A 15,719-nucleotide genomic window follows, 5' to 3' on the forward strand; every position below is an offset into this window, starting at 1 on the left:
ACAATATCGGATTCGCCGATTGTACCTATCCCGGTTGCCGCTCCGCGCGGCGCCTTGCCGGGGCATTGCCGTTTCCCCATGTTGACGCTGTCCGATTTCGACTTTCCGCTGCCACCCGAACTGATTGCACAGAGCGCGCTGCCCGACCGCAGTGCGAGCCGGCTGCTCGTGGTCGAGCGCCTCGCGCCAGGCGAGCAGCCCGATGCCATCCGGCTCGTCGACCGCGCGTTCAGCGACATCATCGGGTACCTGAAGCCCGAAGATTTGCTGGTCTTCAACGATACCCGCGTGATCAAGGCGCGCTTCTTCGGCCAGAAGCCGAGCGGCGGCAAGGTCGAGGTGCTGGTCGAGCGCGTGCTCGATACGCACACCGTGCTGGCCCAGGTGCGCGCATCGAAAACGCCCGCCGAGGGCAGCCTGCTGCACCTCGCCGAAGACGCGTTCGCTGTCACCGTCGGCCCGCGCGTCGACCAGTTCTTCACGCTGCGCTTTCCCGCGCCCGCGCTGGACCTGATCGAGCAGTACGGCCGCCTGCCGCTGCCGCCGTACATCACGCACGATCCCGACGCCTACGACGAAACCCGCTACCAGACCGTTTACGCGCGCAATCCCGGCGCCGTGGCCGCGCCGACGGCCGGCCTCCATTTCGACGATGCACTGTTCGCGCGGCTCGACGCCGCCGGCGTGCGGCGTGCGTTCCTGACGCTGCATGTCGGCGCTGGCACCTTCCAGCCGGTACGCACCGAGAACATCGCCGAACACAAGATGCACTCCGAGTGGTACGCGATTTCGCCGGAACTGGCCGATGCCGTTCGCGAAACGCGCAAGCGCGGCGGCCGTGTCATTGCGGTGGGCACGACCTCGCTGCGGGCACTGGAATCGGCCGCCAAGCCCGACGGCACGCTCGAAGCCGGCAATGGCGACACCGACATCTTCATCACGCCGGGCTACCAGTTCCGGCTCGTCGATGCCCTGATCACCAACTTCCACCTGCCCAAGTCGACGCTTCTGATGCTGGTCTCGGCGCTGGCCGGCGTGGAAGCCATCCGCGCCGCGTACCGCCATGCGGTCGAGGCGCGCTATCGTTTCTTCAGCTACGGCGATGCCATGTTGCTGACCCGCCAGTAACGCCTGAAGCCGAACCGAATCCCGCCATGCTCAATTTCGAACTCATCACTACCGACGGCAACGCACGACGCGGCCGGGTCACGCTGAACCACGGCGTGGTCGAAACGCCCATCTTCATGCCGGTCGGCACCTATGGCTCGGTCAAGGCCATGTCGCCGCTGGAACTCAACGAGATCGGCGCGGAGATCATCCTGGGCAACACTTTCCACCTGTGGCTGCGCCCGGGGCTGGACGTGGTGAACACGCATGAGGGCCTGCACCGCTTCATCGGCTGGGACAAGCCGATCCTGACCGACTCTGGCGGCTTTCAGGTGTTTTCGCTCGGCGACCTGCGCAAGATCACTGAAGATGGCGTCACGTTCGCGTCGCCCGTCAACGGCGACAAGCTGTTCCTGTCGCCCGAGATTTCGATGCAGATCCAGCGCACGCTGAACTCCGACATCGTCATGCAGTTCGATGAATGCACGCCGTACGAGATCGAAGGCCGCCCCGCCACGCATGAAGAGGCGGCCAAATCGATGCGCATGAGCCTGCGCTGGGCCAAGCGCTCGCGCGACGAGTTCGAGCGGCTGGCCAACCCGAACGCGCTGTTCGGCATCGTCCAGGGCGGCATGTTCGAGGACCTGCGTGATGAATCGCTGGCGGGCCTGTCCGAACTGGATTTCCATGGCTTCGCGATTGGCGGCCTGTCGGTGGGCGAGCCAAAGGAAGACATGATGCGCGTGCTCGAGCACGTGGCGCCGCGCCTGCCGGCCGACAAGCCGCATTACCTGATGGGCGTCGGCACGCCGGAAGATCTGGTGGCGGGCGTGGCGGCTGGCGTCGACATGTTCGATTGCGTGATGCCGACCCGCAACGCGCGCAACGGCTGGCTGTTCACGCGCTACGGCGACGTCAAGATCCGAAACGCTGCGCACCGCAATGACCCGCGCCCGCTCGACGAAAGCTGCGCGTGCTACACCTGCCGCAATTTCTCGCGCGCGTACCTGCACCATCTGCACCGTGTCGGCGAAATTCTTGGCGCACGCCTGAACACGATTCACAACCTGCACTACTACCTGCAGCTCATGCGCGAGGTGCGCGAGTCCATCGAGCAGCACCGCTTCAGCGACTTCCGCCGCCAGTTCGCCAGCGACCGCGCGCGCGGCACGCGCTGAGCCGCGAACTTTCCGACGCGGCGCGGTCGAATACCGGGCGACGGGTCTGTCGCGCATCTGCGCCAAGTCGCCCGCAACGCACCCCGAACAAACCCGGATTCCCGCCCTAGAATGCCAGGGCCGGCCTTGCACGGGTGATAGAATGGTCGATTACTTGAATGACTTTTGTGACGGAGAATCAACGTGCTGATTTCTAACGCATTCGCCCAGACCGCCGGTGTCGGCGGCGCAGCGGGTGGCCTGATGAGCTTCCTGCCCATCATCCTGATGTTTGGCGTGCTGTGGTTCATCATGATCCGCCCGCAGATGAAGCGCCAGAAGGAAGCCAAGGCAATGATGGAAGCACTGGCCAAGAACGACGAAGTCGTCACGGCCGGCGGCATCCTGGGCAAGGTCACCAAGGTGACCGACCAGTACGTGAGCCTGGAAATCGCCCCGGGCACCGAAATCACCGTGCAGAAGAACGCCGTGACCACGGTACTGCCGAAGGGCTCGCTGAAGTCGCTCTGATTCCTGTTCGCGACACTGCCCTTTGTCTTGTTCCGGCGTGCCGCCTTGTGCATGCCCTGGCAGCCGCCTGATCAGCCCGAAGGCCTGTAAAGGACCCTTCGTGGCGGCCAGGCGGCTGTTTGCCAACCGGTCCGGCCCCGACGGAGTGCCTCCAAGGCTCCCGGCGGACCCGCCAACCGCAGAATGACTGGCCAGAGATGAATCGTTATCCGCTTTGGAAATATGTCGTGATCCTGGTGGCCCTGGCCATCGGCATCATCTATACCCTGCCGAACTTCTTCGGCGAGGCGCCTGCCGTGCAGGTCTCCTCGGGAAAGGCCACGGTCAAGGTGGACCTCTCCATGCAAAAGCATGTGGAGGAAATCCTGGCCCAGAACCAGCTCCAGCCTGACGGCGTGTTCTTCGATGTATCGGGCCAGTCCGGCTCGGTCAAGGCGCGCTTCCGTACCACCGACGACCAGCTCAAGGCCAAGGACGTCTTGTCGCGCGCGCTCAATCCGGACGCTGCCGATCCGACTTACGTGGTCGCGCTGAACCTGCTCTCCGGCTCGCCGCGCTGGCTGACCGCGATGCATGCGCTGCCAATGTACCTGGGCCTGGACCTGCGCGGCGGCGTGCACTTCCTGCTGCAGGTCGACATGAAGGGTGCCGTCGACAAGAAGCTCGACAGCCTGGCGGGCGATGCCCGCACCCTGCTGCGCGACAAGAACGTGCGCCACGGCGGCATCGACCGCGACGGCGACAAGCTGACCGTGCGCTTCAACAATGCCGACGACGCCAACCGCGCGCGCGGTATCCTGGCCGACAACCTGCGCGAACTCGCCTTCGCGATGGACGGCAACAACGTGGTCGGCACCTTCACCGAAGCCGCCCGCAAGGCCGTGCAGGACGCCGCCGTCAAGCAGAACATCACCACGCTGCACAACCGCGTGAACGAACTCGGCGTGGCCGAGCCGGTGATCCAGCAGCAAGGCGCCGACCGCATCGTGGTCCAGCTGCCTGGCGTGCAGGACACCGCCAAGGCCAAGGACATCATCGGCCGCACCGCCACGCTGGAAGCCCGCCTGGCCGATCCGGACGCGCCGCGCAACCCGCGCGCAGGCGACCCGGTTCCGTTCGGCAGCGAGCTGTTCACGCAAGGCAACGGCGCCCCGGTCGTGCTGAAGAAGCAAGTCATCTTCACCGGCGACCGCATCGAAAGCGCATCGGCCGGCTTCGACCAGAACCAGCGCCCGTCGGTCAACATCAAGCTCGACGCCCAGGGCGGCCGCGTGCTGCGCGACGTCTCGCGCGAGAACATCGGCAAGCCGATGGGCATCGTGCTGTTCGAAAAGGGCAAGGGCGAGGTGCTGACGGTCGCGACGATCCAGTCCGAACTCGGCTCGAGCTTCCAGATCACCGGCTCCTACTCGACCGAAGCCGCCAACGACCTCGCGCTGCTGCTGCGCGCCGGCTCGCTGGCCGCGCCGATGGAGATCATCGAGGAACGCACGATCGGCCCGTCGTTGGGCGCGGACAACATCCAGAAGGGCTTTGACTCGGTGGCTTACGGCTTCGGTGCCATCACCTTGTTCATGGTGCTGTACTACATGCTGTTCGGCGTGTTCTCGGTCGCGGCGCTAGGCATCAACCTGCTGCTGCTGATCGCTGTGCTGTCGATGCTGCAGGCCACGCTCACGCTGCCAGGTATTGCCGCTATCGCGCTGGTGCTGGGTATGGCCATCGACGCGAACGTGCTGATCAACGAACGTATCCGCGAGGAACTACGCGCGGGTGCTTCGCCGCAGATGGCCATCGCCGTCGGCTTCGAACGCGCCTGGGCCACCATCCTGGACTCCAACGTCACCACGCTGATCGCGGGCCTGGCGCTGCTGGCCTTCGGCTCCGGCCCGGTGCGCGGCTTTGCCGTGGTGCACTGCCTGGGCATCCTGACCTCGATGTTCTCGGCGGTGTTCTTCAACCGCGGCCTGGTCAACCTCTGGTACGGCCGCAAGAAGAAGCTGCAGAGCGTGGCCATCGGCCAGATCTGGAAACCGGGTGCGGACTCCCCGGTCGCCAAGTAAGCACCGATTCATCAGGACAACATCATGGAATTCTTCCGCATCCGGCGCGACATTCCGTTCATGAAGCACGCGTTGATCTTCAACGTGGTCTCCTTCCTGACGTTTGCCGCGGCCGTATTCTTCCTGTGGCACAAGGGCTTGCACCTGTCGATCGAATTCACCGGCGGTACGGTGATGGAGGTCAACTACCAGCAGGCCGCCGATCTCGAAAAGATCCGCGGCCAGGTGGGCAAGCTCGGCTATACCGACGTGCAGGTGCAGAACTTCGGCACCTCGCGCGACGTCATGATCCGCCTGCCGCTGCAGAAGGGTCCGGACGGCAAGCAAGTGACGTCGGCCCAGCAGAGCGAACAGGTCATGGGCGCACTGCAGGCCGCCACGCCTGACGTGAAGCTGCAACGCGTCGAGTTCGTCGGCCCACAGGTCGGCAAGGAACTGGCGACCGATGGCCTGCTGGCGCTGCTGTGCGTGGTCATCGGCATCGTGATCTACTTGTCGTTCCGCTTCGAGTGGAAGTTCGCGGTGGCGGGCATCATCGCCAACCTGCACGACGTGGTGATCATCCTGGGCTTCTTCGCGTTCTTCCAGTGGGAATTCTCGCTGTCGGTGCTGGCGGCCATCCTGGCGGTGCTCGGATACTCGGTGAACGAATCCGTCGTGATCTTTGACCGGATCCGCGAAGCCTTCCGCAAGTACCGCAAGATGACCACGCACGAAGTCATCGACCACGCCATTACGAGCACGATGTCGCGGACCATCATCACCCACGGCTCGACCGAAATGATGGTGCTGTCGATGTTCTTCTTCGGCGGCCCCACCCTGCACTACTTCGCGCTCGCGCTGACGGTCGGTATCCTGTTCGGCATCTACTCGTCGGTGTTCGTTGCCGCGGCGTTGGCCATGTGGTTCGGTGTCAAGCGCGAGGACCTGATCAAAGGCGAGAAGAAGGCTGGTGGTACGGATCGCGATGATCCGAACTTCGGGGCGCAGGCCTGAAGCCGGCCTGATGTCCAAATAAAAAAGCGCACCAGCCGGTGCGCTTTTTTGTTGCCCGCGGTAGCAAGTCGCTCAAGCCAATTCAGAAAACCGCTCGATCCAGATCGCCAGACGGTCCGTCGAAAAGCTGGCCGCGCGTTCGCCGACACGGCACGCAATGGCATCGCCTTCTCGCGCGAAGCGCAGCGCGCCGCCGACTTCCTCAAGCCACAGCAGGCACGCCAGCCATGTCGCATGCTGGGCCGACACCGCTTCACCAACCGGCTTCGCCACGAACTCGCTGAGCGCAGACGGCGAGGTCCATACCACCGCTTCGCCGTCGCGGCGCACGGTACCATCGCCGAGCGATTCGGCAATGACCTGTACCGCGTCCGCGGCGCCGCGCCCCGCATAGCGTCCGCGCAAACCCGCAAGCTGCGTCGCTACCGCATGGCCGAAGCTGCCGCTGCGTTCGCTCTCGGCGCGCACAAGGTCGGCGTAGTCCATACGCTGCCAGTCAGGCTCGGCATTGCGCGCGCCCGCCAATTCGGTTGCGGCCAGGTAGGTTTCCACGGGCTGGAAACGGCCAGGGCCAATCAGGCTCGCGCACAGCGCGTGAATCATCCCGATGCGCGTTGCCACGGTCTGCGTCTGCAGCACGCTCAGCTTTTCGCGCACGAGTTGGTCGCGCTCCTTGCGCAGGCCGGCCATCTCCAGCGCCTGCTTCAGTTCCATGCGCAGCGCGGTGATGTCCCACGGCTTTTTGATGTAGCGGTGGATCTGGCCCTGGTTGACCGCTTCCACGGTCTGGTCGAGTTCCGAGTATGCCGTGGTCAGGATCCGCACGATATGCGGATAGCGCTCGCGCGCATGGCGCAGCAGTTCATTGCCGTACTCGCCGGGCATGCGCTGGTCCGACACCAGCACCGCGAGGCTGTCGGCGTGCGCCTCGAGCAGCGTCTTGCCCTCCTCCACGGAGCCGGCCGTCACCACCGGGGCCAGGGCGCCGATCGCGCGATGGAAGTATTTGACGGCTGTGGCTTCGTCGTCGACGAACAGAATCGCCGGGGGTGGTGCCTGGGTGGCATTCGGTTCGCTCATCGGTCACTCCTGTGCATTCGATTCTTGAAATTTGGGAAGTCCAGCGTCACCGTCGTGCCGGCTCCGGACGCTGAGGCGATCCGGATGCCGCCGCCAAACGACTGCATGACGCGGTTGCAGAAAATCATGCCGAGGCCACTGCCGCCGGCCCCCGCGTGAGTAGTGACGGGATCCACGAGCAGGCGGTCCATCACTTCGGGCGGAATCCCCGGACCGTTGTCGCTGATGCGGATCTCCTGCCGCGGCTGCGCGACCACGACAAAGCGCAGGTTTGGCACACTGGTGTCGCCGAGTGCGCGCAGCGCATTGCTCATCACCGACGACAGCACCAGCGCCACGCAGTTGGGCAAGGTCTGTACCGGGAAGTCGCCGTGCATCTCGACCTGTACCCAGTTGCGCTGATCGCCGGCAAACGGATAGGTATCGAGCAGCGATGCGACCAGCGCGCCCGCGCTCACGTCGGCGGCGGGCTCCTGACGCGTCGGCGCGCTGCCCGCGCTGCTGCGCACGGATTGCAGGAACGACGACAACACCGCGAGGCAATACTGCGCGTTGTCGTGCATCGCGGTGGCTGCCTGTCCGATCTCGCCCTGCCGCTGGGCACTGTATTCGGCTGCCACGCGGCCTTCGATACCGCGCGCGAAATTGGCGATGGCCGCCAGCGGCGTGTTCAGTTCATGGGCCAGGAACGCCAGCGTCTCGTCGATGGCCATCAGGCGCTGCTGCCGCAGGGTCCGCTCGCGGGAGCGCTCCACGGCCAGGCGCAGCACGTTGCGCACATCGCCGACGCTGAGCGGCTTCTCCAGGATGCGGAACACCTCGCCGGAATTGACAGTCTGCAGCAGCACGTCCTTGTCGGCATAGGCCGTGACGAGGATGCGCACGATCTGGGGGAATTCCTCGGCCACCTGGCGCAGCAGGTCCCCGCCGTCGCGCCCCGGCATGCGGAAGTCGGTCACCAGGATGACCGTACGCGTACCGGCGGCACGCAGCATGCCGATGGCTTCGTCGGCGCCGGCGGCGGTCAGCACTTCGTACTCGTTGCCGACGGCGCGCGCAAAGTACTTGCGCGCCATATCTTCATCGTCGACGTAGAGCACGGCGGGCCGTGCCTGCTGGGCTTCTGTCATGGCCGTGTCACTCCGCGCGCGGCAGGTCGAAGCTGAAGGCGGCCCAGTGGCCGAATTCGCTCTCGACGATGAGCTGGCCGCCATGCCGTTCGATCACCGCGTAGCTGATCGACAGGCCGAGCCCCAGTCCCTGGCCCACGTCGCGCGTGGTAAAGAACGGCTCGAACACCCGTGCGATGTTCTCTTCCGCGATGCCCGGGCCATTGTCCTGCACGCGCACATGGAGCCGGTTCTCCATCCACTTGACCGTGGTATGGATCGCGGGCGCCGCCGTGCCTGCCTTGCGCATCGCCAGCGCGGCGTTCGAGAACAGGTTGATCAGCACGCCGATGACAGCAGCTTCGTCGCCGAGCACGAGGGTGTCGTCCGGCAGCTCGCGCGTCACCTTCACGCCGCGCAGTTCGTGGGCCGTGAGGCGGATCGACGAATCCAGCGCCTTTTCGAACAGGAACGGCGTGCCTTCGACCTCGGCACCAGGCTTGCGGTACGCAAATGTCTTCAGGTCCGACACGATATGCTGGATGCGCTGCATGCCCTGCTTGGCATCGACCAGGCACTCTTCGAGCGACGGGTTTTCCTTGGCCTGCGGCTCTTCCATGGCCACCTCGATCGCCATCAGACAGAAGTTGACCGGGTTGTTGACCTCATGCAGCAGGCCGGCCGCGAGCGTACCGATGGCGGCCATCTTTTCCTGCTGCAGCATCTGGCCTTTGATATCTACGAGCTTGCGGTTGATGACTTCGAGTTCGGCGTTCTTCTCGGCCACCTCGGCCTTGAGCCGGAACAGCATGAAGCGCGCGCGCTCGTTGAAAAAGGTATAGACCCCGCTGGCGGCCGCCGCAAACAGCAGGAACAGCGAATTGACGATGAAGGTACCTACCGGATCGATGCCGCCGTGGTGCAGCAGGCAGGCCGCCGCGTACAGCAGGTACGAAAGCAGGCCGAACACCAGGTTTTGCCACAGCCCGAACGGCAGTGCGATGCCCGAGGCGAAGATCGCGAGATTGAGGCCAACGTAATAAGGCGACTCCACGCCCTCGGTCTGCGAGATCATCCACGCGATCATGATCTGCGGCAGCAGCAGCCAGGTCAGCGTAAGCCATGGCGCGAAACGCCGGCCCGCGGCGCTGTAGAGCATGACCACCACGCCGGCAATCAGCAGCGACACCACCACGCGGGCCAGGCCAAAGGCGAGTTGCTGCTGCGGATACTGACCGTAGTCCAGCCCTACCCCGAGCAGGACGAGCGCGATGGCGGTGTAGGCACCCCCGCGGCTGAACGCCAGCCGGAAATCCGCGAGTTCCGACTGGTAGCCTGCATATAGTTGGTTCGTACTCATGACCTGGTCCGTTGGTGCCCCACCGCGCCAGCCCGCTGGCGCGGAACATGCACGGTCAGTGCCTCATTGAATGGTCGCTTCGGCGAATACGTTGACGCCGGTGGCATCGACATAAATCCGATGGCCATGCGAGTGCTCGGGCAGCAGTGACTCCATGCCCGCGTCGTCCCGATAGATCAGGTACCACTCGAGCAAGTGCTCCATGCCGAATTTCTCCGGATTGTCCGCATGCACGTTGGTCACGAGGATCTGCCCGCCAGGCCGGGTGCGCGACGCGAAGTACGAAAGCAGGCGCGAGCACACTTTGTCCGACAGGTAGTCGAAGAGACCCGCGCAGTAGACGGCATCGAACTCCCTGGCATCGATATCGTCCGGGGAGATGCGGCGCTTGAGCAGTTCGTGCACCGACTGGTGGACCATCTCTACCGAGACCTTGTGCCCGGCCTGCGCGGCGGCGCGTTCGATCGAGCCCCTGGTGTAATCGAGTGTCTCTTCGCTGAAGTCGACGAGCTGGAACGACAGCATTTCCGGATGCTGGTACTCGCGGACAAAGCGCTGGATCTCGAAAGCCGGACCGCAGCCCACATTGAGCACGCGGAACGGGCGCCCTGCCTGGCGCGCACGCTCGGCTTGCCGCGTCAGGAATTCGATCAGCAGGTCGATGCGGTTGCGGTGCGCCGTCGCCACCGCCGCCTTGAGGAAGGCGGTGTTGACGATCTGGAAGTAGGTGGTGGGCCCCTGCTGCGGATCGCTCAGGATCTGGTTCACCATCTCGTAGTCGCCGGCGTAGCCGAGCGGCTTGGTAAAGGTCCGGTAGACGAACGGTGCGCGCAGCAGCAGCGGATGCAGGGCCGCCTGGGCATAGGTGCGGTGCACCGGGGCGATTTCCGGGTCGACACTCTGGGCCTCGCCCTCGAGCCACTCGAGGTAGCGCTTGGTGCGGCCCATGATCGGCGTGGCGAGTTCGTAGAACACGTCCTCGCGCAGGCGGCCTTCGACCTTGGGCAGCGTCTCGGTCAGGTCGACCTGCTCCACCCAGCGCGACACCTCGGACAGGAACGCGCGCATCTCGTTGACCACGATCTGGTAGTCCCGCCGGATATTGAAGCGGGCATCCCAGTCCTGCACGAACAGCTCGGCCTCGCGGGCCACCGACTTGGGCTCGTTGTTCAGGTCGGTCAGTTCGCGCCATTCGTCGATCAGCGTCAGCGACACCACCGCGGTCAGGCCGGTATTCACCAGGCTCATGACCACGGCCTTGCCGAGGTAGGCGTTCTTGGCCCCCATCCGGACACTGAGCTCGCTCAGCACCTCGCTGACCTGCACGATCGAATATGGATTGTAGATTTCCATCACCAGAGACTTTCTCTGGAGATTGATGATCGTGCCCCGCACCTGCTCACCCTGCGAGTTGCGGAAACTGACCACCGGATCGATTTGCGTTTTGGAATACACGGTATTGCGCCAGGGGAAATCCGAGAAACGCTGCGGCCATGCCGCCCGACAAATCCGCCGGGCAAGGCACGCAGGGGCGAGTGGGACGCGGGAATGGCTACCGGAACGGGCTACGACAGCGAATGCTCATAGTAATGCGCGATTGCCTGAGTTGGATGCGGGGGCTGGCTCCCCCCCACGCAGACGGGCAGGCGCGTTGCCTGCACCGACGATGGGGAAATGCCGCGGACCATTGTACTGTGGCTGCCGCATGCCGTACAACCAAGTGCATAGTACGCCCTCTTCGCAATGAGCGCCCAAGAAAAAAGCCGGCGGATGCCGGCTTTTCGTGTGCAGCAGATGGCGGATCTTACTCGGCGCGGATGCCTTCGACCTGGATCGCCAGCTTGACATCGGGCTTGAAGCCCATCTTTACGCCGTAGTCGATGCCGAAATCGGCGCGGTTGAACGTGCCGACTGCGTCGGCACCGCAAGCTTCACGCTTGAGCATAGGGTGCTGGATGCACTTGAAGTCGCGGATTTCCAGCTTCACGGGCTTGGACACGCCGCGCAGCGTCAGCACGCCCTCCACTTCGGTCGGGACGTCGCCCTTGAACTTGCTGAACTTGCCCTTGTAGCTCGCTTCCGGGAAAGCCTCGACGTCGAACATGTCGGGGCTCTTGACGTGCTGGTTCAGCTTGGCATTGCCGAAGTCGATCGACGCCGGATCGATCTTCACATCGACCGTGCCGGTCTTGGCCACGCGATCGAGGGTGACCACGCCGCTGGACTTTTCGAACTTGCCGCGCCACGTCGACAGGCCACCGAGGTGGTCGGCTTCGAAGCTCGGGTAGGTGTGGGTCGGATCGAGGTTATAGGTTACCGTGTTGGCCGAAGCCACGCCGAAGGCGGCGGTTGCGGCAATGGCTGCCACGGCGGTCATGAGGGTACGCAGTTTCATGGGATCTCCCGACAGAAGGTTGGAGAGGAACATCAATGGGAATGGCAGCGGCTGTTCAGTGCGTAAAGTCCGGCAATGCCGGGCTTCACGTCTTTCACTTCTTTGCCGCCATCACGATATGGAATTTGATCTGCACGTCGTCGGCCACCACGGAAGTGTCCTTCCATTCGCCATCGCCGACATTGAAGACCGTGCGCTTGATCGGCAGCACGCCGTCGAACACCTGGGCACCGCCTTCTTGGCGATAGGTTGCCGGCACCACGACATCCTGGGTCTTGCCCTTGATGGTCAGCTTGCCGGCGACTTCGTACTTGCCCGGCGTGCCATTCTTGATGCTGGTGGACTGGAACACGGCCTTCGGATACTTCGCCGCGTCGAACCAGTCCTTGCCCTTCACTTCCTTGGTGGTCTCGGCATCGGCGATCTCGAAGCTCGACACGTCGATCTCGATCTTGGCCGACGACGTCGCCAGCTTGGCCGGGTCGAAGTCGACGTTTGCATCGAACTTCTTGAACTTGCCCTCCATGGGCACGCCGATCTGGCGCGCCACCGCGGTCACCGAGCTCTTCGCGGCGTCGATCTGCGCCCAGGCGAGATTTGCGGCGAAACCGGTAGTGGCCAGCACGGCGGCCAGCAGCAGCGAACCGGGGCGGGGAATGCGTTTCATCAATGACTCCTGTCAGTGGGCGGCGCCAAACGCCGCGCATCAGAACCGAAAAGGGACTTCCCGAACAATGGCAACCGGGTATGCAGCCTAGCGCAGGAACGGCAGCATGCGGCCGAGCGTGCCGTCGCGGTCGACCACCTGGTGCTTGATGGCAGCCGCCGCATGCACGGCCACCACGGCTGCCATCAGGTAATTCAGCCAGACGTGCACGGCCTTGAAGACTTCCTTCAGTGCATCGTTGGGCTCGATCAGCACCGGCATCTTCCACAAGCCCAGATAGACCACGGGCACGCCCGCAGACAGGCTGTACAGATAACCGGTGATGGGAACCACGATAATCAGAACATAAAGCAAGTGGTGAGCACCCGCAGCCGCCTTAGCCTGCCACGCCGGTGTGCCCGCGGCCACCGGCGGCGCTGCGTGCGTGGCTCGCCAGAGAACGCGCAGCACGGCAATGCCGAACACGGTCACGCCGAGCCATTTGTGCCATGAAAACAGCTTGAGCTTGGTAGGAGTCAGACCGGGGATGCCGGTCATGTACCAGCCAAGCCCGAAGGCGGCAAAAATCAGCAGGGCAATGATCCAGTGCAGGCCGATGGCCGTGGCACCGTAGCCGGTAGCATTGGCGTTAGAACGCATCAAATTCCTCAGCCCGAGTCGCGGGCGTTTCACAATCTTTGGGTAATTCCGCAGCGGAAGATCGGGCCCCACGCTTACGATTCTCGCATTATTGCGACGAATCGTGCGCAGATGAAGGACAGTCCTTAATTAAGTTATTCAAATGATTTGAAGCGACATTCTGACGCACGGAAAGCCGGACCATCGTTTCGATAGGCACAAAAAAGCCACCCCTTCGGGGGTGGCTTTCTCATTGACGGCTGGAACAGCGGCAGATCAGATGCGCTCGGCCAGCACCACTGCCTTGCCAATGTAGCTGGCCGGCGTCATGGCCAGCAGCAGGTCCTTGGCCTCTTGCGGAATCGCCAGGCCGGTGATGAACGTCTGCAGTGCCTCGCGCGAAATGCCCTTGCCGCGGGTCAGCTCCTTGAGCTGTTCGTACGGGTTCGGCACGCCGAAGCGACGCATCACGGTCTGCACCGGCTCGGCCAGCACTTCCCAGCAGTTGTCGAGGTCCTCGCTCAGGCGTTCCGGGTTGGTTTCCAGCTTGCCCAGGCCGCGCAGGCACGCCTCGTAGGCCAGCAGGCTGTAGCCGAACGCCACGCCGATATTGCGCAGCACGGTCGAGTCGGTCAGGTCACGCTGCCAGCGCGACACCGGCAGCTTTTCCGACAGGTGGCGCAGCACCGCGTTGGCCAGGCCCAGATTGCCTTCCGAGTTCTCGAAGTCGATCGGGTTGACCTTGTGCGGCATGGTCGACGAGCCGATCTCGCCGGCCTTGGTCTTTTGCTTGAAGTAACCCAGCGAGATATAGCCCCAGACGTCGCGGTTCAGGTCAAGCAGGATGGTGTTGGCGCGTGCGACCGCGTCAAACAGCTCGGCCATGTAGTCGTGCGGCTCGATCTGGATGGTGTACGGGTTGAAGGTCAGGCCCAGGCGCGTTTCGATAACCTGCTTCGAAAACGCTTCCCAGTCGAACGTCGGGTACGCCGACAGGTGCGCGTTGTAATTACCGACGGCACCGTTCATTTTGCCGAGCAGTTCCACGCGTTCGATGCGATCGATCGCACGGGCCAGGCGCGCGGCCACGTTGGCCATTTCCTTGCCGAGCGTGGTCGGGCTGGCCGGCTGACCATGGGTGCGCGACAGCATCGGCTGCGTGGCATTGAGCTTGGCCAGTTCGACCAGGCGCGCTTGTACGCGCTTGAGCGCCGGCACGATGACACCTTCGCGCGCGCCCTTGAGCATCATGCCGTGCGAGGTGTTGTTGATGTCTTCCGAGGTGCAGGCGAAGTGGATGAATTCGCTCGCCGCTTCAAGTTCGGCATTGCCCTTTACCTGCTCCTTGAGCCAGTACTCGACGGCCTTCACGTCATGGTTCGTGACGGCTTCGATTTCCTTGATACGGGCGGCGTCGGCCTCGCCGAACTTGTCCACGAGTGCCAGCAGTGCCGCTTCCGAAGCCGCCGAGAACTTCGGCATATCGGGCAGGCCGGCCTGGGCCAGCGCGATCAGCCAGTGCACCTCGACCTTGACGCGGTTGCGCATGAAGGCCGCTTCGGATAGCCATTCGCGCAGCGGGTCGGCCTTGGAGGCATAGCGACCATCAATGGGGGACAGGGCGGTGAGCGGCGAAAGCGAAGAGGTGGACATGCTGGCAACCGGGGAGAATGGGGGTACGGGATGGATTGCAGGCGCGCGCCATGCGCGGGGAGGGCCCCGCGGGCAGCTGGCAAGCGGCCGATACGCCGCACCGCGGATGTCTTGCGGCTAACGGCGCTGACGGGCCGGCGCCGCGCAACGGGCGATTTTACCACCCATGCCCCGGTACCGGGGCAACGCTGCAGCACCGCCATGGGACATCCGTTCGGGAGGACTCATTCGCCATGCAGCGCGGGTATACTCGCGCTCGCCGTTCCGCTAGCCTGTTATGAAGTGCATCGGGCAAGCATGGCCCCGAGGCTCCTGCGCAGCTTGCCGCCGAGCGTCGATGCACTTCATAACAAGCTCGAGGGGAGAAAATGAAGCTGTTCGCGTCCCAAACCAGTCCCTACGCGCGCAAGGTGCGCGTAGTGATGGCGGAAAAGAAGATCGACTACCAGTTGATCGAAGAGAACGTCTGGTCAGCCGATACGGTGATCAGCCAATACAATCCGCTCGGCAAGGTGCCTTGCCTGGTCATGGAAGACGGCAGTTCGATCTATGACTCGCGCGTGATTGTCGAATACGTGGACACGCTCACCCCGGTCAGCCGCCTGATTCCGCAAGGCGGCCGCGAACGCCTCGAAGTGCGCTGCTGGGAAGCGCTGGCCGACGGCCTGCTCGATGCCGCGTTGCTCGCGCGCCTGGAGAACACCCAGCGCGAACCGCACGAGCGCAGCGAGCGCTGGGTGCAGCGCCAGCTCGGCAAGATCCACGCCGCGCTGGCTGCCATGTCGAACAACCTGGCGGATCGTCAGTGGTGCAGCGGCAACCACTATTCGCTGGCCGATGTGGCCGTGGGCTGCGCGCTGTCCTATCTGGACTTCCGCTTCCCGGAAATCAACTGGCGCGAGCGCCATCCGAACCTGGCCACGTACCACGAGAAACTGGCCAAGCGCCAGTCGTTCATCGACACCGAACCGCCAAAGGCCTGA

General features: G+C 63.9%; 14 protein-coding genes. 6 read left to right on the plus strand and 8 right to left on the minus strand.

The window, feature by feature from the left end:
• Positions 1-78: 78 nt before the first annotated feature.
• From queA to secF, 5 genes are all read left to right on the plus strand, one after another.
• Positions 79-1,128, plus strand: a complete 1,050-nt coding sequence (gene queA / locus K2O51_RS27380; RefSeq protein WP_011298953.1) for a tRNA preQ1(34) S-adenosylmethionine ribosyltransferase-isomerase QueA — start codon at positions 79-81, stop codon at positions 1,126-1,128.
• A 26-nt stretch (positions 1,129-1,154) separates the two neighbouring features.
• Positions 1,155-2,285, plus strand: coding sequence for a tRNA guanosine(34) transglycosylase Tgt (gene tgt / locus K2O51_RS27385; protein WP_011298954.1), 1,131 nt, complete (start codon positions 1,155-1,157; stop codon positions 2,283-2,285).
• A gap of 183 nt (positions 2,286-2,468) precedes the next feature.
• Complete coding sequence (yajC, locus tag K2O51_RS27390; RefSeq protein ID WP_011298955.1) at positions 2,469-2,795, plus strand: preprotein translocase subunit YajC; 327 nt, start codon at positions 2,469-2,471, stop codon at positions 2,793-2,795.
• 197 nt (positions 2,796-2,992) lie between these two features.
• Positions 2,993-4,858 (plus strand): protein translocase subunit SecD, encoded by a 1,866-nt coding sequence (secD, locus tag K2O51_RS27395; protein WP_220631022.1) that lies wholly within the window; start codon positions 2,993-2,995, stop codon positions 4,856-4,858.
• 24 nt (positions 4,859-4,882) lie between these two features.
• Positions 4,883-5,854, plus strand: a complete 972-nt coding sequence (gene secF / locus K2O51_RS27400; RefSeq protein ID WP_011298957.1) for a protein translocase subunit SecF — start codon at positions 4,883-4,885, stop codon at positions 5,852-5,854.
• 72 nt (positions 5,855-5,926) lie between these two features.
• Here secF and K2O51_RS27405 read toward each other — a convergent pair whose 3' ends face one another.
• From K2O51_RS27405 to purB, 8 genes are all read right to left on the minus strand, one after another.
• Positions 5,927-6,934: a response regulator gene (locus K2O51_RS27405; RefSeq protein WP_011298958.1), complete on the minus strand. Its 1,008-nt coding sequence runs from the start codon at positions 6,932-6,934 to the stop codon at positions 5,927-5,929.
• Positions 6,931-8,064, minus strand: coding sequence for a hybrid sensor histidine kinase/response regulator (locus K2O51_RS27410; RefSeq protein ID WP_011298959.1), 1,134 nt, complete (start codon positions 8,062-8,064; stop codon positions 6,931-6,933). Before K2O51_RS27410 ends, K2O51_RS27405 begins: the two co-directional genes overlap by 4 nt.
• A gap of 7 nt (positions 8,065-8,071) precedes the next feature.
• A complete protein-coding gene (locus K2O51_RS27415) occupies positions 8,072-9,403 on the minus strand; it encodes a sensor histidine kinase (protein ID WP_011298960.1) in 1,332 nt (443 codons plus the stop codon).
• 63 nt (positions 9,404-9,466) lie between these two features.
• Positions 9,467-10,858 carry a class I SAM-dependent methyltransferase gene (locus K2O51_RS27420; RefSeq protein WP_011298961.1) on the minus strand — a complete coding sequence of 464 codons (1,392 nt, stop codon included), beginning with the start codon at positions 10,856-10,858 and terminating at the stop codon, positions 9,467-9,469.
• Positions 10,859-11,207: 349 nt separating this feature from the next.
• Positions 11,208-11,798 carry a YceI family protein gene (locus K2O51_RS27425; protein ID WP_011298962.1) on the minus strand — a complete coding sequence of 197 codons (591 nt, stop codon included), beginning with the start codon at positions 11,796-11,798 and terminating at the stop codon, positions 11,208-11,210.
• Positions 11,799-11,892: 94 nt separating this feature from the next.
• Positions 11,893-12,465 carry a YceI family protein gene (locus K2O51_RS27430; protein WP_011298963.1) on the minus strand — a complete coding sequence of 191 codons (573 nt, stop codon included), beginning with the start codon at positions 12,463-12,465 and terminating at the stop codon, positions 11,893-11,895.
• A gap of 87 nt (positions 12,466-12,552) precedes the next feature.
• Positions 12,553-13,104, minus strand: a complete 552-nt coding sequence (locus tag K2O51_RS27435; protein WP_011298964.1) for a cytochrome b — start codon at positions 13,102-13,104, stop codon at positions 12,553-12,555.
• Positions 13,105-13,359: 255 nt separating this feature from the next.
• Complete coding sequence (gene purB, locus K2O51_RS27440; RefSeq protein ID WP_220631023.1) at positions 13,360-14,736, minus strand: adenylosuccinate lyase; 1,377 nt, start codon at positions 14,734-14,736, stop codon at positions 13,360-13,362.
• Positions 14,737-15,104: 368 nt separating this feature from the next.
• Between purB and K2O51_RS27445 the strand changes: the two genes are divergently transcribed.
• Positions 15,105-15,719, plus strand: coding sequence for a glutathione S-transferase family protein (locus K2O51_RS27445; protein ID WP_011298966.1), 615 nt, complete (start codon positions 15,105-15,107; stop codon positions 15,717-15,719).

The organism is Cupriavidus pinatubonensis, from assembly GCF_019602855.1.
Taxonomy (GTDB): Bacteria; Pseudomonadota; Gammaproteobacteria; order Burkholderiales; family Burkholderiaceae; genus Cupriavidus; species Cupriavidus pinatubonensis.